We start from the raw sequence: 18,961 nt of genomic DNA, 5'->3' as shown, positions 1-18,961 counted from the left end.
CATCATGCTGGCAGAAAGACCACCCGTCGCCATCATCATGGGAAGCCAGTCCGACTGGGAGACCATGAAGAACGCCGCCGATACGCTGGAGGCGCTCGACATCGGTTATGAGGCCCGGATCATTTCCGCGCATCGGACACCCGAACGGATGATGGAGTTTGCCAAGACCGCCCGCGCCGAAGGTTTTCAGGTCATCATCGCCGGCGCCGGCGGTGCAGCCCATCTCCCCGGCATGACCGCCGCCATGACGCCGCTGCCGGTCTTCGGCGTGCCGGTGCAGTCCAAGGCGCTGTCGGGTCAGGACAGCCTGCTGTCGATCGTGCAGATGCCCGCAGGCATCCCGGTCGGAACGCTGGCGATCGGCAAGGCCGGAGCGATCAATGCCGCACTGCTTGCTGCAGCGGTCCTGGCACTCAATGACGACGAGATCGCCGACCGTCTCGACGAATGGCGCGCCCGCCAGACGGCCGCCGTTGCAGATTACCCGATAGACGAGGTTTCATGACGGTCCACACGATCGGCATCATCGGCGGCGGACAGCTCGGCCGCATGCTGGCCATTGCCGCAGCGCGGCTCAACTTCCGCACGATCATCCTGGAGCCGCAGGCCGACTGTCCGGCGGCGCAGGTGGCGAGTGCCCAGATCACTGCAGCTTACGATGATCCGGCAGCGCTCGCCGAGCTCGCCAGCCGCTGCGACGTCGTCACCTATGAATTCGAGAACGTTCCTGTTCTGGCGGCCGAAACGCTGCAGCTTGCGGTGCCTGTCCATCCGCCGGCCACGGCGCTGGAGGTCGCGCAGGACCGCCTCACCGAAAAGAGCTTCCTCAATTCCTGTGGCATCGAGACTGCAAGCTTCCACGCCGTCGACAGCCAGGCCGACCTCGAAAAGGCGCTCGCGGATTTCGGCGGCAAGGGCGTCTTGAAGACCCGCCGGCTCGGCTACGACGGCAAGGGCCAGCGCGTCTTCCGCTCGGCTGCGGATAGCCCGGCCGGCGCATATGACGACCTGGGCGGCGTGCCGCTCATTCTCGAAAGCTTCGTGCCGTTCGAGCGCGAGGTGTCGATCATCGCCGCCCGCGGCAAGGATGGCGCCACCGCCTGCTACGATCCGGCCGAAAACGTCCACCGACGCGGCATCCTGCATACCTCCACCCTCCCCGCACGCATCTCCGATGCGACGGCGCAGGTCGCCCGCGAATCGGCGGAGAAGCTGCTTGCCGCGCTCGACTATGTCGGCGTCATCGGCATCGAGTTCTTCGTGATGGCGGATGGGACCTTGATCGCCAACGAGATCGCCCCGCGTGTCCACAATTCCGGCCACTGGACGGAAGCCGCCTGCGTCGTTTCGCAGTTCGAGCAGCATGTCCGTGCCGTTGCCGGACTGCCCCTCGGCGATCCTGCACGCCATTCGGACTGCGTGATGACCAACCTGATCGGCGACGACATTCTCGACGTTCCCGCCTGGCTGGCGAAGAAGAATGTGCTCGTTCATCTTTATGGCAAGACGGAATCCCGTCCCGGCCGAAAAATGGGCCATGTGACCGAGCTTAAAACACTGCCGCAAGGTTGACATGAGCCCGGGCTCGGGTTATCTGCACGCCCAACTTGAGAGCGTGCCCCCTCCAAGATAAAGGCGGCGCGCTTTTGATTGATAAGGACAAGCGGCTTTCGAGCCCACAGACTGCTGGACCAGAACAATGAAGATCAAGAATTCGCTCAAGGCGCTGAAGGCCCGTCACCGCGATAACCGCCTGGTTCGCCGCAAGGGCCGTATTTACATCATCAACAAGCAGAACCCGCGCTTCAAGGCTCGTCAGGGCTGATACGGTTCCGGTCCCGGACATCCCGCGGACCGATCAAATTGTCGATAGCGCGACAAATCGGGTTTGACCTTGAGCGCATGCGGATTACCTTATCCGCATGCGCTATTTTCGTTTCAGCTCTCTGATTCTGGCCGCGACCTTCGCCGCCTCCTCGACTCTCGCCCAGACGGCAACGCCTGCCCCGCCTGCCGTCACCCCGCAGCAGGCAGATCCAGCCGTTCCCACATCGGCTTCGCAACCGGCCAATCCGCTCGATCCGCTGTTCGAGGCGCTGAAGCGCGAACGCGATCCGGATAAGGCGCGCGGCATCGCCACCCAGATCATGACCGACATGAACGATTCGGGGAGCGCCACGGTCAATCTCCTGATGCAGTGGGCCGCGACCGCTATCAAGGAGAAGCGCAATGCCGCCGCACTCGATTTCCTCGACCAATTGACCCTCCTCGATCCTGCCTATCCCGAGGGCTGGAACCGCCGTGCGACACTGCACTACACCATGGGCAACACGCGCAAATCCATGGCCGACATCGCCGAGGTGCTGAAGCACGAGCCACGCCATTTCGGCGCGATCGCCGGCATGGCGGGCATCCTGATGGAAGCAGGCAAGGATCAACTCGCCCTGAAGGCCTGGGAAGATTACCTCGCCATCTACCCCGCCGATCGGGAGGCGCAGGAAGCGGTAACGAAACTCTCCGAAAAGATCGCCGGCAACCGGACGTAAACCATCCATAACGGCATGTCCCGGCCGGGTCCGAGCGCCGGATCCCCCGCCTCGGAGAAAGCGAAGGCGTGATCTCGCATCACCGCCGGCATTTCAATTCCGTGCGATATGTGAACAACGCACAATTACCGCACAAGTCGTTTGACGTTTACGTAGCCGTCGCATTATTTCAACGCATCTTGCCGATCTCACCCATTGGCGCAGTAATATCTCTGCAGGGGCCGGAGGTTTCACAGGTCCCGATTTCACAAAACCAGCAGCTGCTGCGGCGGCGTCTCCTTGACAACGCCGGGACGGCGTTTGCGGGAAAGTCATTGTTTATCGGTAACCCAACGGAGGGACTGTATGTGGAAAAAAGACATGAACCAGATGGCGCCCATCGATGACGCGCATGACACGCGCCGGCGCATCTTTGCCATCGTTGGCAGCGCCTCGGGCAATCTGGTGGAATGGTACGATTTCTATGTCTATTCCTTTTGCGCGCTCTATTTCGCCTCGGAGTTCTTTCCCGCCGGCGACAGTACGACCCAACTCCTGAATGCCGCCGCTGTCTTCGCTGCCGGCTTCCTGATGCGCCCGATCGGCGGCTGGCTCTTCGGCCGCATCGCCGACAAGCTCGGACGGCGCACATCAATGCTGATTTCGGTGACGATGATGTGCCTCGGCTCCTTCATCATCGCGGTACTGCCGACCTACCAGACGATCGGCATTCTCGCGCCCATCCTGCTCCTCCTGGTGCGTCTGCTGCAGGGGCTTTCCGTCGGCGGCGAATACGGCACGACGGCGACCTATATGAGCGAGGTGGCGCTTGCCGGACGGCGCGGCTTCTTCGGTTCGTTCCAGTATGTGACGCTGATCGGCGGCCAGCTTCTCGCCGTCCTTGTCCTCGTCATCCTGCAGCAATTCCTGAACGAGGCCGAACTGAAGGCCTGGGGCTGGCGCATTCCTTTCGCGATCGGCGGCGTCGCTGCCATCGTCGCACTCTTCCTGCGCCGCTCGCTGCACGAGACCTCGACCGAGGCGACGCGCGGCAAGAAAGAGGCAGGCACTCTTGCAGGCATCTTCAGGCATCACAGGAAGGCGTTCTTCACCGTCGTCGGCTATACGGCGGGCGGATCGCTGATCTTCTACACCTTCACCACCTACATGCAGAAATACCTCGTCAATACGGCGGGTATGAGCAAGGAAACCGCCAGCACCACCATGACGGCCGTGCTTTTCGTCTACATGCTGCTGCAGCCTGTCTTCGGCACTCTTTCCGACCGGATCGGGCGGCGAAATTCCATGCTTCTCTGGGGCGCGCTGTCGATCGTCACCACCGTGCCGCTGCTGACGGCGATCGGCCAGGTGACGAGCAGCACGCTGGCTTTCGTGCTTATCACCACGGCGCTCGCCATCGTCAGCATCTACACCTCGATCAGCGGGCTGGTGAAGGCCGAAATGTTCCCGGCGGAAGTGCGCGCGCTCGGCGTCGGCCTTGCCTACGCCATCGGCAATGCGCTCTTCGGCGGAACGGCGGAATATGTGGCGCTCTGGTTCAAGTCGATCGGCCACGAAAGCTGGTTCTTCTGGTACGTCACCGTCATGATGGTGATCGCCTTTACCGCCGCGATCATCATGCCTGACGCCCGCAAGAAGGGCTACCTGCAAGGGCATGGCATGGTCGACTGAGGCCGTCCCGACCATCGTAGACAACAACGACGCCGCCTCTCGGGGCGGCGTTTTCATGCGCACGAACGAGAAACCCGCCGGGTCGCCCCGGCGAGTTTCTCTTGAATAGGATCTGCGTGAAAACAGCGACCGGACCCGTTCAGATGCCCGTCTGGCCGTCGGAGCCGATATAGGCGATGCGCAGCATGTTGGTGGCGCCGGGCGTACCGAGCGGCACGCCGGCCGAGATGATGATCCGGTCACCCGGATTGCCGAAACCTTCGGACACGACGATACGGCAGGCCCGGTTCACCATGTCGTCAAGATCGATCGCATCATGCGTGACCACGCAGTGCATTCCCCAGACCACGGAAAGCCGGCGTGCTGTCTGGACGATCGGCGACAGCGCGATGATCGGCACCTGCGGGCGCTCGCGCGAGGCACGCAACCCCGTTGTACCCGACGAGGTATAGGTGACGATGGCCGAAAGCCTGAGCGTCTCGGCGATCTGGCGGGCGGCAAGCGAGATGGCGTCTGCACCGGTCGCCTCGGGCGTGGCGCGCTGCGCGTAGATGATGCTGGGGAAAAGCGGGTCCTGTTCGACCTCTCGGGCGATCGACGCCATCATCGAGACGGCTTCGACCGGATACTGGCCGGATGCCGATTCCGCCGACAGCATGACCGCATCCGCGCCTTCGAAGACGGCGATCGACACGTCCGAGACTTCCGCGCGGGTCGGCACCGGCGAGGAAATCATCGATTCCAGCATCTGGGTCGCGACGACGACCGGCTTGCCGGCCCGGCGACAGGCGCGCGTGAGCTGCTTCTGGATGCCGGGCACGGTTTCGATCGGCATCTCGACACCGAGGTCGCCGCGCGCCACCATGACCGCATCGGAAAGCTCGATGATCTCGTCGATACGCTCGAGGGCCTGGGGCTTCTCGATCTTCGACATGATACCGACGCGACCGCGGGCGATCTTGCGCACTTCGGCAAGGTCGTCGGGACGCTGAACGAAGGAAAGCGCGACCCAGTCGACATCATCGGTTGCCAGCACCGCATCGAGATCGACCCGGTCCTTGTCGGTGAGCGCACCGACGCCAAGCAGCGTGTCGGGAAGGCTGACGCCCTTGCGGTCGGAAATGCTGGTGCCGGCGATCACGGTGCAGACGATGCTCTTTCCATCGGCCTTCTCAGCCTTCAGCGCGAGCTTGCCGTCATCGATCAACAGGCGGTGACCGGGCTTCACGGCTTCAAGGATTTCCGGATGCGGCAGGAAGACACGGGTCTCGTCGCCAGGCTCGTCGCGGTTGTCGAGCGTGAAGGTCTGGCCGGGCGTCAGCGTCACCTTGCCGGCGGCGAACTTGCCGACACGCAGCTTCGGGCCCTGCAGGTCGCAGAGGATGCCGATCGGCCGGCCGCATTTGGCCTCGACGGCGCGGATGCGGGAAATCAGCGTGCGCATCAGATCATGGCTGGCATGGCTCATGTTGATGCGGAAGAGATCGGCCCCCGCCTCGTGCAACTTCTGGATCATCGCCTCCTCGGAGGAAGCCGGTCCCAGCGTCGCGAGGATCTTTACTTTGCGGTTGCGCCTCATCAATTCTGGCCTTCTTGTGTGCCGGGCGCATCCGAAAGCTGGACCATCCAGCTCCCCTGACGGCCCGTGTCATATTCCTTGAAGCCCATGCGCTGGAAGCCACGGGCGAAACAATCGTTGACGCCGACGATCTTGAACTCGTTCTCCGCGACGCACATGTTGACATTGCCAGCCCAGCGGCCGCCGCGGGCCGCATCCTCGGCATAAAGATAGTAGTAGCGCGACTGCAGCTCGCCCTCGATCAGCGTGGCGCAGGTGGAGGCCGGCACCTGCCACCAGCCTTCCGTGGTCCAGCCCTCGGCAGCGCGATAGCCGATCGCCACGCCGACGAGGTTCTGGGTGCCGTTGCACACGCGGAAATCCGCATGCGCGGCGCCTGCCGCAAAGAGCGGCACACCGACGCCCACAATGGCGACGAGCGCGGGAACTGAAACGAGAGAACGAAGATAGGCTGTGGGGGATTTTTTCGACACGGTTTCCGTCAGGACTCCATGATTATTCGTGAAGCACTTTCTTCGCGCGGCATAGTCTGAAAGTCAACGAAAGTCTAATCGATTAAGCAACCTTCACACCGCCAATCGTCATCTTCGACGGGCGGCGGACGGCTTGCGCCGGACGCCTCACCGTGCCATCAACCCAATCTCCGCAACGACCTCCATTTCCCACGCCCGATGCAGGACTTCATTCCTTTCGAGATCATAGAAGGCGATTATGACAGCGGCATGGTGCTGCTGGCCGACCATGCCATGAACCGCCTGCCCGCCGCCTATGGCAGCCTCGGCCTGCCGGAAAGCGCGTTTCACCGACACATTGCCTTCGATATCGGCATCGAAGGACTGACGCGCAGGCTGGCCGCGATGCTGAATGTCCCGGCCGTCCTGAGCTGCTTTTCCCGCCTGCTGATCGATCCGAACCGCGGCGAAGACGATCCGACGCTGATCATGAAGATTTCCGATGGCGCGGTCATTCCCGGCAATCACCCGATCACGGAAGCCGAATGGGACTTTCGTCTCGACAATTATCACCGGCCCTATCATCGCGCGGTCGAACGGACGATCGCCAAGGCGGGTGCCTCCGGCCGTGCGCCGCTCGTGCTCTCGCTGCATTCCTTTACGCCTTTCTGGAAAGGCACGCCCCGCCCCTGGCACGCCGCGGTCCTCTGGGACAGCGACCATCGCGCCGTACTCCCCTTTCTTGAACTCTTGCGCCAATCCGGGGATATCGAGGTCGGCGACAACGAGCCCTATGACGGCGCACTGAAGGGCGATACGATGTACCGGCATTGCATGATGTCCGGCACGCCGCATGCTCTCCTCGAAGTGCGGCAGGACCTGATCGGCGACGAAGCGGGGATCTCGGCCTGGGCGGAAAGGCTGGAGCCGATCTTCAAGACGCTCAATGCCGACCCCACATTGCACGAATACAAGATCTTTCCGTCGCGCACGGGCCCCTATCCCGGCTGATACGAACATCAGGAGACGATCCGATGACCGAACTCACCAAGGAACAGCAGACCGAATTCGAGGCAGCGGCCTTCCGCCGTCTCGTCCGGCATTTGCGCGAGCGCGCCGATGTGCAGAACATCGACCTGATGAATCTCGCCGGCTTCTGCCGCAACTGCCTCTCCAACTGGTATCGCGATGCGGCCAGCGAAGCGGGTGTCGATCTCTCCAGGGACGCATCCCGTGAAATCGTCTACGGCATGCCTTACGAGGACTGGAAGAATCTGCATCAGGCGGAAGCGACCGATGCTCAAAAAGCCGCATTCGACATCAACAAGCCCGCCGATGGTTGATCGACGGGCGGATTTGGCTTGACCTCGGTCTCTCTTTTCGGCAGTTGACGACCACTCATTCAAATTTTCTACGATCAGGAGGCCCCGATGTCTGATGCTCATGGCGTCGCCCGCGACCAACTCCGCGCATTTGTCGAGCGCATCGAAAGACTGGAAGAAGAAAAGAAGACGATCGCCGACGACATCAAGGACGTCTATGGCGAAGCCAAGTCCATGGGCTTCGACACCAAGATCCTCAAGAAGGTCATCGCGCTTCGCAAGAAGGACGACCAGGAACGCATGGAAGAGGACCTGATCCTCGACACCTACCTGGCTGCGCTCGGCATGATCGAAAGCCCGCCGGACCAGGATGCCGCCTGATTCTTGCTCGCCATAGGGTCACGAAAAACCCGCCGTTCCGGCGGGTTTTCTGTTTCCACGGATACGTTCGGCGTCGATCAGTCGCCTGGGCCGCTGAAGCGGTTCGGGTCGATCGCGACCGTGGCAGCGACCGGCTTGAACCCGCCGCCGGAATAGGCCGCCGAATATTCGCTGTTGAGCGTACGGCTGACCACGCGCGGCGCCTTCATCGAAACCGCTTCTTCGGCGCGGTTGTTGTTGAGAGCCCATTTCGCAAGCATGTCGCCTGTCAGAGCACCGCCGGCTGACGAAGAAGCCGATCTGCCCGTGCGTCCACCTTTGGCGGGTACAGGAAGCGCGCCGGCCGAGGCGGCGACAGGCGGCCTCGGGGCGTCGAATCCGTCACCGAACTGCCTGCCCTTGCCGGCTGAAGCCTGAATGACCTTCGGAGAGACGGCTGCCGTTTCAACCGGCCTTTGAACCGGCGCCGGTGCAGGCCGGGTCGGCTGCACGGACGGGCGCTGGTATTCCACGCTGCGAGCCAGCGCGGCGACGAGTTCAGGCGTCAATTCCTGTTCCGCCTCCGTCTTTGCAACCGCTTGCGGGGGGGCGACGGACGCTGCCGATAGTGTTGCAGAAGCAGGCCGATGAGCCGGAAGCGGTATGGATGCCACTTCTTCCGGCGCCGGCATCGGACCGACGGATGCGGTCATCATGCTGTTGTCGGCATCACCCTTCAAACCGCGCGGTCCAAGCAGTGTCGGAACCGGAATGTTATAGGTGGAAAGATCGGCAAAGGCCTCGCCGGTCGGCTGCGGCATATTGGCCGGAGCGGAGGCCTGCAAGGCGAGCGCTTCCTGAGCTGCGTTACGCGCTGGCGAATAGAGCGCGGTCGCAAGCCCGCCGGATGCCGTATCCGAACGGAAGGCCGGGCGCGAAAGCGGCACGGGCGCGGCAATCTCCTGCTGTTCCGGCGTCTGCGTTGGCGTTGGCGACGACGCGGAGGCCATCATCACGCCCGGTGGCGTGGTCGCCTCTGCCGGAGGCTCCTTCGCGGCCGGAGCCGGGCGTTCTGCCACGGCCGGCGCGCTGCTTTCCGCGTTGTCCTCTTCCTCGTCGGCTCCGCCGCCAAACAGGAAGGCCAGCAGGTTCGGCTGCCGCTTCCGTTCGGAACCGTCGCTGCGAATGCTGCCGCCCGCCGTACTGGCGACCTGGATCGAGCTGGAGCTGACACGCTTCTTGTAGTCCGCCAGCGCCTGCTCGTAACCGGGCAGCGGCTTGCCGTCGGCAGGCAGATGAAGTGTCTTGCCGTTCGGGAAGATCTGCACGAGTTCCTGACGCGTCATGCGCGGCCAGGCCCGCACGCCGCCGACATCGAGATGCACGAAGGGTGACCCCGATCTCGGATAATAACCGACCCCGCCCACCTGCATCTGCATGGCGAGCCCCCTGAGCGTCGAAAGCTTCACGCCAGGAATGTAGAAATCCATGGCCTTGCCGAGCATGTGCTGGCTGTTCTTGGCGACACCCGTATTGCGGGAGCGGGAACGCAGCATGCCATTGGTGGCCGGAGAACGGTAGGCCGAAACGACGTGGATATAATCCGAGGCGCCGCTGCGGCGGTAGACTTCCCAGACGAGGTCGAAAAGCCGCGGATCCATCTTGGTCGGCTGATTCTTGCGCCAGTCGCGCAGAAGCTGGTTGATCTGCTGGAGGCCCTTCTGGTCGTACCGGCCGTTCCGCTTGAAGGTGATGACCGCCTTCTCTCCCGTATGGACGAAGTAGAGCTTCAGGCTTCTGGTTTCGGCAGCAGCATCGGAGACAGAAACGGAAAGGACCGGCAACGCCGCCAGGAGCAGCAGGGCAGCCGCTGCAACGCGCTTGGCGAGAGTTCTGAAAAGCCCGGCCTTGCCGCCGCGCACCTTCTCACCCGAAGGCGCTTCTTTTGCATACTGATCCGGCAAAACGATCCCCGTCCTGTCGACAACGTCCCACGCTGCCTCAAATGACTGTCAAATGCGGTCACACGATGGCAAATGTGCCACAGATGTACAACCTTCTTCCATATAGTCAACAAATGGCTAATGGGAGGTTGATGAAAGGTGCCAGGACATCCTTGCGCGAAAGTTAACTCCCGCTAATACAACGCGATTATGCTGCTTCCTTGAGCGGATCGTCGGGGTCAATGCCGTAATCCTTCAGTTTCCGGTAGAGAGTCGAACGTCCGATGCCCAGTTTTCGGGCCACCTGACTCATCTGGCCGCGATAGAATTTCAACGCGAAACGGATGAGCTCCTCCTCGACATCGGCCAGTTTTCTCACGTCACCCGCTTCGTCGGTACTGACGATGATATTTTCCGCCGACGGGTAGGCGGCGGCGAGCATGGCCTTGGGATCCGGCTGTGCGGCGCGGGCCCTTTCGCTGTTGGCGAAGACGGGTGATTCGGCGAGCGCCTCCCGCACGGCGTAGTCCGACATTGCGGCCGGCGTCGGCGCAATCGCGGTCGCGGCAAGTTCGGCCGACCGGAATTCCGGAACCTGCGCGGCGATCTGCGGGAAGTCCGCTTCCGTCAGCTCATCGCCTTCGGCAAGCACCACGGCGCGAAAGACGGCGTTTTCGAGCTGGCGGATATTGCCCGGCCAGTCGTAGGCCGTAAGCAGCGCCAGCGCGCCAGGGGCGACAGTGAGCATCTTCGGCAATTTCTGCTCCGCCGAGAAGCGTTCGGCAAAAACGCGGGCGAGATGTGGAATGTCTTCCTTGCGGCGACGCAGCGCCGGGATGGTGATCGGGAAGACGTTGAGTCGGTAATAGAGATCCTCGCGGAAGCGCCCGGCGCGTACTTCTTCGATCAGGTCCTTGTTGGTGGCCGAGATGAGCCGGACATTGACCTTCTGCACGCGCGCCGCGCCGACGGTCTCGATCTCGCCCTGCTGCACCGCGCGGAGCAGCTTCACCTGGACTTCGAGCGGCAGGTCGCCGATCTCGTCGAGGAAAAGCGTGCCGCCGTCCGCTTCCACGAACTTGCCGGTATGGCGTTCGGTCGCGCCGGTGAAGGCGCCTTTCTCATGGCCGAAAAGGATGCTTTCCACCAGATTGTGCGGGATGGCGCCACAATTGACGGTGATGAACGGCTTGCCGGCCCGGTCGCCGTTCGACTGAATGGCGCGGGCGATCATCTCCTTGCCGACGCCGGACTCTCCTTCCAGCACCACCGGGATGTTCGAATGCGCCGCGCGCTGAGCGAGATCGATGACGCGCAGCATGTCGGGGCTCGCGGAGATGATATCGCCGAAACCGACGGCGCCGGGGCGATGGCGGCGACCGCCCCGCGCTTTCGATTCCTTCTGGTTGAGCTTGAGTGCATTGGCGATCGATGTGGCGATACGTTCCGGCGAAACCGGCTTCACGACAAAATCGAAGGCGCCTGCCCGCATGGCCTGCACGACGAAATCGATGCTGCCCTGCCCGGTCTGGACGATGACCGGTGTTTCGATGCCCGCTTCGCGAATGGCGGCAAGGAAGGTCAGGCCATCCATTTCCGGCATCATCAGGTCGAGCACGATAACGTTGATGTCGACGGCTGTCCGTTTCAGGAACTCGAGTGCGACAAGGCCGTTTTCGGCAAGATGCGCGGCGTATCCGTAACGCTCCACGGCATTCTTCAGAAGGCGACGCTGAATTGGATCATCATCCACAACGAGGATTTGCGCAGTCATGCTCGGGCTCCCAGCAACGTTCATCGTGCTCCCTTTCGGGTGGTTATGCTGGAGGTTGTGCCAGAAAGGCTTGAACATCCCCTTTTGAGAAAAGCTTGCATTTTAATCGACGGCGGGGAAAACAAATCACCGACCGGATCGAAAATCAGAGGACAAGGCGATGAAACACCCCGCAATCGCGTTTCGCGAAATTCCTGCCGCAATGGCCGCCGGCGCTGCAGCAACCGATCCGGCGCTTGGCCTCCTGCCGGTCTGGAAACTGTCCGATCTTTATCCCGCCAAGGATTCGCCTGCCTTCACTGCCGACACGGACAAGGCGGAAAAGCTGGCGCTCGCCTTCGAGGAGAAATGGAAAGGCAAGCTGGCGGACGCCGCGACGAAGACCGGCGCCGGCGGCATCGGTGAGGCGCTGAAGGAATACGAGGCGCTCGACGATCTGCTCGGCAAGCTCGGCTCCTATGCCGGCCTCACCTATTTCTCCGACACGTCGAACCCGGCAAACGGCAAGTTCTACGGCGACGTGCAGGCAAAACTGACCGACCTTTCCTCCCATCTGCTGTTCTTTGCACTGGAACTGAACCGCATCGACGACAAGGTGATGGACGCCTGCATGGATCGCGATCCGGCCGCCGGCCACTACCGTCCCTGGGTCGTCGATCTCAGGAAGGACAAGCCGTTTCAGCTCGAAGACAAGCTGGAACAGCTCTTCCTCGAAAAATCCATGACATCGGCCGCGGCATTCAACCGTCTGTTCGACGAAACCATGGCGGAACTCCGCTTCGAGGTGGACGGCGAGAAGCTGCCGCTCGAAGTGACCCTCAACATGCTGCAGGAGTCCGAACCGGAGGTGCGCGCCAAGGCGGCGGCAGCCCTTTCGAAGACTTTTGGCGAGAACCTGCGCGTCTTCACCCTGATCACCAACACGCTCGCCAAGGACAAGGAGATTTCCGACCGCTGGCGTGGCTTTAAGGACATCGCGGATTCGCGGCATCTGGCGAACCGCGTCGAGCGCGAGGTGGTGGATGCATTGGCCGAGGCAGTGAAGAATGCCTATCCGCGTCTCTCGCATCGCTACTATGCGATGAAGGCGAAATGGCTCGGAATGGAACAGCTGAATTTCTGGGACCGCAACGCGCCGCTGCCGGAAACGCCCACCGCTGTTATTCCGTGGACCGAAGCAAAGGAGACGGTGCTTTCCGCCTATCGCGGCTTTGCGCCGGAAATGGCGAAGATCGCCGGCCGTTTCTTCGACGAGGAATGGATCGACGCGCCGGTACGTCCCGGCAAGGCGCCGGGCGCCTTCGCGCACCCGACCGTGCCGTCGGCCCATCCTTACGTGCTCGTCAATTACATGGGCAAGCCGCGCGACGTGATGACGCTTGCCCATGAACTCGGCCACGGCGTACATCAGGTGCTTGCGGGCGCTCAGGGGGCGCTGATGTGCCAGACGCCGCTGACGCTTGCCGAAACGGCCTCCGTCTTCGGCGAGATGCTGACCTTCCGCGCCCTGCTGGAAAAGACCAGGGACAGGCGCGAACGCAAGGCCATGCTCGCCCAGAAGGTCGAGGACATGATCAACACGGTCGTGCGCCAGATCGCCTTCTACCAGTTCGAGCGCAAGGTCCACACGGCCCGCAAGGAAGGAGAACTCACCTCCGAACAGATCGGCGAGCTCTGGCTCTCCGTCCAGGGCGAAAGCCTCGGGCCTGCGATCAGGATCTCCGAAGGCTACGAGACGTGGTGGACCTATATTCCCCACTTCATCCACTCGCCCTTCTATGTCTACGCCTACGCCTTCGGCGACTGCCTGGTGAATTCACTCTATGCGGTCTACAGTCAGGCGGAACCCGGCTTCCAGGAGAAGTATTTCGAGCTTCTGAAAGCCGGCGGCACCAAGCATCATTCGGAGCTTCTGAAGCCTTTCGGCCTCGATGCCGCCGATCCGTCCTTCTGGTCCAAGGGCCTGTCGATGATCGAAGGCCTGATCGACGAACTGGAGGCCCTGGACAGGGCGTGAGCCATTTCGATGGAACAGACGGCGCCTTACGCGCTCTTTCGGGATGATCCCGTCGGCCGGAGCCTTGTCTTCGACCGGCCGAAGGAGATCGTCCTTGCGCGGACGGCCGACGAGGTTCTGCCCGCCCTTCATCGATTGGAGGAAGCCCGCCGCTCCGGCCGATGGCTGGCGGGCTATATCTCCTACGAAGCCGGTTATGTCTTCGAGGAGAAGCTCCTACCGCTGATCGTGCCGAACCGGCCGGTGCCCCTGCTTGCCATGGGCATATTCGATGCTCCCGCCGGTCACGAGCATCCGTTCGCCCTGCCGGAACCGGTGAAAAGTGAAGACCCCTTGTTGACCGAACCGCACGCGGCCTGGGATTTCGAAACCTACCGACAGCGCTTCGACCGGCTGCATGAGCACCTGCGCAAGGGGGATTGCTATCAGGCAAACCTGACCATGCCGATCACCGCCCGCTGGCAGGGCGACCCGCGCTCCGCCTTCTGGTCTCTCATCGAACGCCAGCCGGTGCACTACGGCGCACTCATCGATTTCGCCGGGGATTTCGCAGGCCCGGTCATCCTGTCGCGCTCGCCGGAGCTTTTCTTCTCGGTCGATGCCGAGCGTTTCATCGAAACACATCCGATGAAGGGCACCGCCCCGCGCGGCGCGACCGCGAAAGAGGACAAGGCGATCATTGAGGCCATGCTCGCCGATGAGAAGACGTTGGCCGAGAACCGCATGATCGTGGATCTGCTGCGCAACGACATTTCGCTCATCAGCGAAGTCGGCACCCTCTCGGTGCCGAAACTGTTCGAAATCGAGACCTATCCGACCGTTCACCAAATGGTCAGCCACGTGCGGGCCAGGCTGAAACCGGGGATAGGCTTTCCGGAAATCCTCGCGGCGCTCTTTCCCTGCGGCTCCATCACCGGAGCGCCCAAACTGTGGGCGATGCAGATTCTGGCCGGATTGGAGGATGGCCCTCGGGACGCCTATTGCGGTGCGATCGGTTATTGCGACCCGGCCGGGCCGATGCGCTTTTCCGTGGCAATCCGCACGATTACCCTTTTCAAGGACGGCAGGGCCGTCTTCAATGTCGGCGGCGGCATCGTCTTCGACTCGAAGGCGGAGGCCGAATATGACGAGTGTCTTTTGAAGGCACGCTTTGCGGTGGGCGACCAATGGATTTCTCGCTGATCGAAACGATGCGCTGGGAGCCGGGCGCGGGCTTCCTGCGGGTGGAACAGCATTTGCGCCGCCTCAGCCGGTCGGCCGATGCCCTGGGATTCCGCCAGCCGCCACCGGATACGCTGAAGCAGCTTCAGGCCGCCGTCAGCGGCGAAACCGCCATGCGTGTTCGCCTCATCATGACCTATCGCGGCAGGATCGAGATCACCGCGACGCCCTTCACCCCCATCCCCGCCGGCACCGTATGGCGTCTGCGCGTCGCAAGCACCTCGCTTCCGGCGGACGATCCCCTGTTTCGCCACAAGACCTCCCGCCGGGAACCCTATGAGGCCGCGCGCGCCGAATTCTCCCCCGACGAGGCGGATGAAGTCCTTCTACTCAATGAGAGGGGCGAAATCTGCGAGGGCACGATCACCAATGTCTTTGTCGAGGATGCGGATGGCCAGTTGCTGACGCCGCCGCTGACAAGCGGGCTTCTGCCCGGTATATTGCGCGCCGAACTGATCCGCGAGCGGAAGGCCCGCAGCCAGATCCTTCGCCTTGCCGACCTCGAGGAGCGCCGCATTTTCGTGGGCAATTCGCTGCGCGGCCTCATCCCTGCCGAACTCGTAAGCGACAAGGAACAACCGGAACCATCACCTGCTGAAACCGTCTCTGGAACTGGAGGAGAAAGGTAATGGTCGAATCGCAATCGCTTGCCGATCATCTGCTTTCGCTCGAAGCTGCGCTGCAGACCCGCGAGGTGCGCAGTTCCGAGACGCGATTGCGTGAACTTCTGGCGCCTGAGTTCCGTGAATTCGGCCGTTCCGGCCTTGTCTATACGTTCGATGACATCATCTCCCGCCTCGTCTCCGAGGTCGGGCCGAACAACACGGCGATCCTGGATTTCTCGGTGTCGCTTCTCAGCGACACTGTCGCGCTCGCCACCTATCGCGGCGTCCGTCTCGTCGACGATGACGGGCACAAGCTCTTCACCAACCGCAGTTCGATCTGGCGTCTCGATGTCGACGGCAAATGGCGCATGGTTTTCCACCAGGGCACGGCGACGGAATGACGGAGACACGGCGATCTTCGCCGACATATCGCTCATTTGATAATGAGCAACCCCTCGGGATTGCGCTCGCCTGAAGACGCGACGACCACCGCCATGGCGCACCCGATGAAGAACACCGCCCAGAACGGCAGCCACATGCGCCAGTCAAAGCGATTTTGCACGCCATCCGGCCGAACGGGATAAAGCCGGATCCAGGCCCTCGACGTCGTATTGCGCAAACCCATGGTCCTGAATGCCGCGATCATCCCGACAATCACATAAAAGACCCTGCTGAATAGCACCATCAGCCTTCCCGCCCCGCATGTTGCACCTGCGAAATATTTGTAGGGCTGTCGCGGCATGTTCCAAGTCTTCGAAGACGATTTTTACAAGTACATGAATTTGGCTTAAACCGATCCTGAAACGGCACACCCGGGACGGCATGAACGATAAGCCCCTCATCTATACGCCCTATGACGGCTCCTCGAAGCCCTTCACCATCGGGCTTCTCCAGCTCGATCCTGCCCGCTGGATCGAACCGGACGGCGATCTTGCCTATCACCTGACCGAGAAAAGGAAGCTCTTCGCCGAGCATGGCGATCAGATTTTTCAGGCAGAACCGGATACGGAAGAGGCCCAGCAGGAAATCCTGGATGCGCTGGCGGACTATCTCCCGTCCCACCATCCGGCGATCTATCATCGCGACGGCAATCTCGTGGAGATGGCGGGCCACAGGATCGATCTCGCCGACCAGAGCCTGCCGCCGCTTGTTCGTGCCGGTCTCATGATGCAGGACGATCTCGTCATCATGCGCAAGGGCGAGAACGGCTGGCGCCTCGCCGCCGCCTTCCTCGCCTTCCCCTCCTCCTGGTCGCTTGCGGACAAGTTCGGCAAGGCGATCGATGAGGTTCATGCGCCAGTGCCGGATTTTGCACGCGGCAGCCGCAATGCGGACCTCATCTACCGCATGTTCGATAATCTTTCGCCAGCCCGTTTCGTGGTCCGCTGGAACTGGTCGATCAACTGGGGCTACAAGCTTTATCGCCCTGTCGCGCAGCCTGCTTCCGAAACGAAGGACGTGCCGGCAGAGGGGGCGTTCATCCGCGTCGAGCGCCAGACGCTCAGGAAAATGCCGGTCTCGGGCGACATCCTCTTCACTACCCGCATCTATCTCGATCCGGTCACCGCAATCACGGCTCAACCGAACGCCCGGGAACTGGTAGCCTCGCTCGCCGATCAGCTCGAAACGCTGACGCCGGAACAGGCCGATTACAAGGGGCTCCTCGCAAAGCGCACCGAACTCGTGGCCATGCTTCGTAAATCCGCCGAAAAACTCGTCTCTGTCAGGTAAGTGCCGATTTCACCCGGAAAACCGATGGCCTCTTTATTGTGACGCGGTTTTATGATCTAGAGCGCCGCGAAATCGCACCTGCGCATCCATTATCCGTCCACTGCCGAAGAAGCGGGGCAGCGGCCCACAGGGCCGCCGATCAAGGAGAGAGACATGTCAGAGACTAACTATCCGGTGTATGGCGAAATCACCGGCCCGATCGTGATGATCGGTTTCGGTTCGATCGGCCGCGGTACGCTGCCGCTGATCGAACGCCACTTCAAGTTCGACAAGGACCGGATGGTGGTGATCGACCCGCGCGACGACGAAGCGGGAATTCTCAAAAAACACGGCGTCCGTCACATCAAGGAATATGTGACCAGGGATAACTACAAGGATCTCCTGAAGCCGCTGCTGACGGCTGGCGGCGGCCAGGGCTTCTGCGTCAATCTTTCGGTCGATACCGGCTCGCTCGACCTGATGAAGCTCTGCCGCAAGCTCAACGTCCTTTATATCGACACCGTCGTAGAACCTTGGCTCGGCTTCTATTTCGACAAGAACATGAAGAACGCGGATCGCACCAACTACGCGCTGCGTGAAACCGTGCGCAAGGAAAAGGCAAAGAACCCGGGCGGCGCGACGGCGGTCTCCACCTGCGGCGCAAACCCCGGCATGGTGTCCTGGTTTGTCAAGAAGGCGCTCGTCAACCTTGCCAGGGATACCGGCCTGAAATTCGAAGAGCCGACCCAGCACGACCGTGAAGGCTGGGCAAAGCTCATGAAGAAGCTCGGCGTCAAGGGCGTCCATATCGCCGAGCGCGATACCCAGCGCACCAAGCACCCGAAGCCGCTCAACGTTTTCTGGAACACCTGGTCGGTCGAAGGCTTTATCTCCGAAGGCCTGCAGCCGGCCGAACTCGGTTGGGGGACGCACGAGGAGTGGATGCCGAAGAACGCCAAGCAGCACAAGAAGGGCTGCAAGGCGGCGATCTATCTGGAACAGCCCGGCGCCAATACCCGCGTACGGACCTGGTGCCCGACGCCCGGCCCGCAATACGGCTTCCTCGTCACCCACAACGAGTCGATCTCCATCGCCGACTACTTCACGGTGCGTGACAAGGATGGCGAAGTCACCTTCCGTCCGACCTGCCACTACGCCTATCATCCGGCCAATGATGCGGTGCTTTCGCTGCACGAGATGTTCGGCAACGGCGGCACGCCGCAGCCCGTTCACCACGTTCTCGACGAAGACGAGCTGGAGGACGGCATCGATGAACTCGGCGTCCTGCTCTACGGCCACGAGAAGAACGCCTACTGGTATGGTTCGCGCCTGTCGCTCGAAGAAACCCGCCGCATCGCTCCTTACCAGAATGCCACCGGTCTGCAGGTGACCTCGGCCGTTCTCGCGGGCATGGTCTGGGCGCTGGAGAATCCGAGCGCAGGCATCGTCGAGGCGGATGAGATCGACTACAAGCGCTGCCTTGAAGTGCAGCTTCCCTATCTCGGCCCTGTCGAAGGCCATTACACCGACTGGACCCCGCTCGATGGCCGCCCGGGCCTCTTCCCGGAAGACATCGACGAAAAGGATCCCTGGCAGTTCAGGAACATCCTGGTTCGCTGACCGATCGAGGAAGACCGCCTGCTCTTCGGCAGGCGGTTTTTTGTGTGTCCACAGGCCCTTGCCTTTTCAAGGCCACATCTTGCGTTACATAGGTCCGTGGCGGCATGCTTCGCCTTAAGGGACGGACCGATTCGCGGGAGA

General features: G+C 61.9%; 19 protein-coding genes. 14 read left to right on the top strand and 5 right to left on the bottom strand.

Annotated features, from left to right (window positions below; all coding sequences use genetic code 11):
• Positions 1-7: 7 nt before the first annotated feature.
• From purE to JL39_RS22265, 5 genes are all read left to right on the top strand, one after another.
• On the top strand, positions 8-505 hold the full coding sequence (purE, locus tag JL39_RS22285) for a 5-(carboxyamino)imidazole ribonucleotide mutase (RefSeq protein ID WP_037156153.1): 498 nt from the start codon (positions 8-10) through the stop codon (positions 503-505).
• Positions 502-1,572 (top strand): 5-(carboxyamino)imidazole ribonucleotide synthase, encoded by a 1,071-nt coding sequence (locus JL39_RS22280; protein WP_037156009.1) that lies wholly within the window; start codon positions 502-504, stop codon positions 1,570-1,572. Before purE ends, JL39_RS22280 begins: the two co-directional genes overlap by 4 nt.
• 127 nt (positions 1,573-1,699) lie before the next feature.
• On the top strand, positions 1,700-1,825 hold the full coding sequence (ykgO, locus tag JL39_RS22275) for a type B 50S ribosomal protein L36 (protein WP_006726873.1): 126 nt from the start codon (positions 1,700-1,702) through the stop codon (positions 1,823-1,825).
• Between the two features lie 97 nt (positions 1,826-1,922).
• Positions 1,923-2,546 carry a hypothetical protein gene (locus JL39_RS22270; RefSeq protein WP_037156006.1) on the top strand — a complete coding sequence of 208 codons (624 nt, stop codon included), beginning with the start codon at positions 1,923-1,925 and terminating at the stop codon, positions 2,544-2,546.
• 360 nt (positions 2,547-2,906) lie between these two features.
• Positions 2,907-4,217 carry an MFS family transporter gene (locus JL39_RS22265; RefSeq protein WP_081952944.1) on the top strand — a complete coding sequence of 437 codons (1,311 nt, stop codon included), beginning with the start codon at positions 2,907-2,909 and terminating at the stop codon, positions 4,215-4,217.
• A 139-nt stretch (positions 4,218-4,356) separates the two neighbouring features.
• Here JL39_RS22265 and pyk read toward each other — a convergent pair whose 3' ends face one another.
• Together pyk and JL39_RS22255 are read right to left on the bottom strand one after the other, a co-directional pair.
• A complete protein-coding gene (pyk, locus tag JL39_RS22260) occupies positions 4,357-5,796 on the bottom strand; it encodes a pyruvate kinase (RefSeq protein ID WP_037156001.1) in 1,440 nt (479 codons plus the stop codon).
• Positions 5,796-6,269, bottom strand: coding sequence for a DUF1036 domain-containing protein (locus JL39_RS22255; RefSeq protein WP_161784789.1), 474 nt, complete (start codon positions 6,267-6,269; stop codon positions 5,796-5,798). Before JL39_RS22255 ends, pyk begins: the two co-directional genes overlap by 1 nt.
• Before the next feature lie 198 nt (positions 6,270-6,467).
• Between JL39_RS22255 and JL39_RS22250 the strand changes: the two genes are divergently transcribed.
• The 3 genes from JL39_RS22250 (at position 6,468) to JL39_RS22240 (ending at position 7,951) form a co-directional block, all read left to right on the top strand.
• Positions 6,468-7,259: an N-formylglutamate amidohydrolase gene (locus JL39_RS22250; protein ID WP_037155999.1), complete on the top strand. Its 792-nt coding sequence runs from the start codon at positions 6,468-6,470 to the stop codon at positions 7,257-7,259.
• 23 nt (positions 7,260-7,282) lie between these two features.
• Positions 7,283-7,591: a DUF1244 domain-containing protein gene (locus JL39_RS22245; protein WP_037155996.1), complete on the top strand. Its 309-nt coding sequence runs from the start codon at positions 7,283-7,285 to the stop codon at positions 7,589-7,591.
• Positions 7,592-7,678: 87 nt separating this feature from the next.
• Positions 7,679-7,951: a DUF2312 domain-containing protein gene (locus JL39_RS22240; RefSeq protein WP_037155993.1), complete on the top strand. Its 273-nt coding sequence runs from the start codon at positions 7,679-7,681 to the stop codon at positions 7,949-7,951.
• Between the two features lie 77 nt (positions 7,952-8,028).
• Here the strand turns inward: JL39_RS22240 and JL39_RS22235 are convergent, their stop codons facing one another.
• Together JL39_RS22235 and JL39_RS22230 are read right to left on the bottom strand one after the other, a co-directional pair.
• Positions 8,029-9,792: a DUF882 domain-containing protein gene (locus JL39_RS22235; RefSeq protein WP_244446946.1), complete on the bottom strand. Its 1,764-nt coding sequence runs from the start codon at positions 9,790-9,792 to the stop codon at positions 8,029-8,031.
• Between the two features lie 289 nt (positions 9,793-10,081).
• Positions 10,082-11,647 carry a sigma-54 dependent transcriptional regulator gene (locus JL39_RS22230; RefSeq protein WP_037155988.1) on the bottom strand — a complete coding sequence of 522 codons (1,566 nt, stop codon included), beginning with the start codon at positions 11,645-11,647 and terminating at the stop codon, positions 10,082-10,084.
• 160 nt (positions 11,648-11,807) lie between these two features.
• On the opposite strand from JL39_RS22230, the gene JL39_RS22225 reads away from it, so the two are divergent.
• From JL39_RS22225 to JL39_RS22210, 4 genes are read left to right on the top strand one after another with little or no spacing between them, the layout of a single operon-like run.
• A complete protein-coding gene (locus JL39_RS22225) occupies positions 11,808-13,664 on the top strand; it encodes a M3 family oligoendopeptidase (protein WP_052183047.1) in 1,857 nt (618 codons plus the stop codon).
• A gap of 9 nt (positions 13,665-13,673) precedes the next feature.
• Complete coding sequence (locus JL39_RS22220) at positions 13,674-14,846, top strand: aminodeoxychorismate synthase component I (RefSeq protein WP_037155986.1); 1,173 nt, start codon at positions 13,674-13,676, stop codon at positions 14,844-14,846.
• Positions 14,831-15,514, top strand: coding sequence for an aminotransferase class IV family protein (locus tag JL39_RS22215; RefSeq protein WP_052183046.1), 684 nt, complete (start codon positions 14,831-14,833; stop codon positions 15,512-15,514). The genes JL39_RS22220 and JL39_RS22215 overlap by 16 nt, the downstream gene beginning before the upstream one ends.
• A complete protein-coding gene (locus tag JL39_RS22210) occupies positions 15,514-15,891 on the top strand; it encodes a DUF4440 domain-containing protein (protein WP_037155983.1) in 378 nt (125 codons plus the stop codon). The genes JL39_RS22215 and JL39_RS22210 overlap by 1 nt, the downstream gene beginning before the upstream one ends.
• A 32-nt stretch (positions 15,892-15,923) precedes the next feature.
• On the opposite strand, the gene JL39_RS22205 is transcribed toward JL39_RS22210, so the two are convergent.
• Positions 15,924-16,136, bottom strand: coding sequence for a hypothetical protein (locus JL39_RS22205; protein WP_152601227.1), 213 nt, complete (start codon positions 16,134-16,136; stop codon positions 15,924-15,926).
• Positions 16,137-16,312: 176 nt separating this feature from the next.
• Between JL39_RS22205 and JL39_RS22200 the strand changes: the two genes are divergently transcribed.
• Entirely contained in the window at positions 16,313-17,221 is a 909-nt protein-coding gene (locus JL39_RS22200) for a DUF3445 domain-containing protein (RefSeq protein ID WP_037155978.1), read from the top strand.
• 153 nt (positions 17,222-17,374) lie between these two features.
• A complete protein-coding gene (locus JL39_RS22195) occupies positions 17,375-18,820 on the top strand; it encodes a homospermidine synthase (protein WP_037155975.1) in 1,446 nt (481 codons plus the stop codon).
• The last annotated feature ends 141 nt before the right edge of the window (positions 18,821-18,961 follow it).

It is taken from the genome of Rhizobium sp. YS-1r, assembly GCF_000757525.1.
GTDB lineage: Bacteria > Pseudomonadota > Alphaproteobacteria > Rhizobiales > Rhizobiaceae > Neorhizobium > Neorhizobium petrolearium.
Note: the sequence above shows the minus strand (reverse complement) of the source record. Positions and strands in the feature narration are given on the sequence as shown.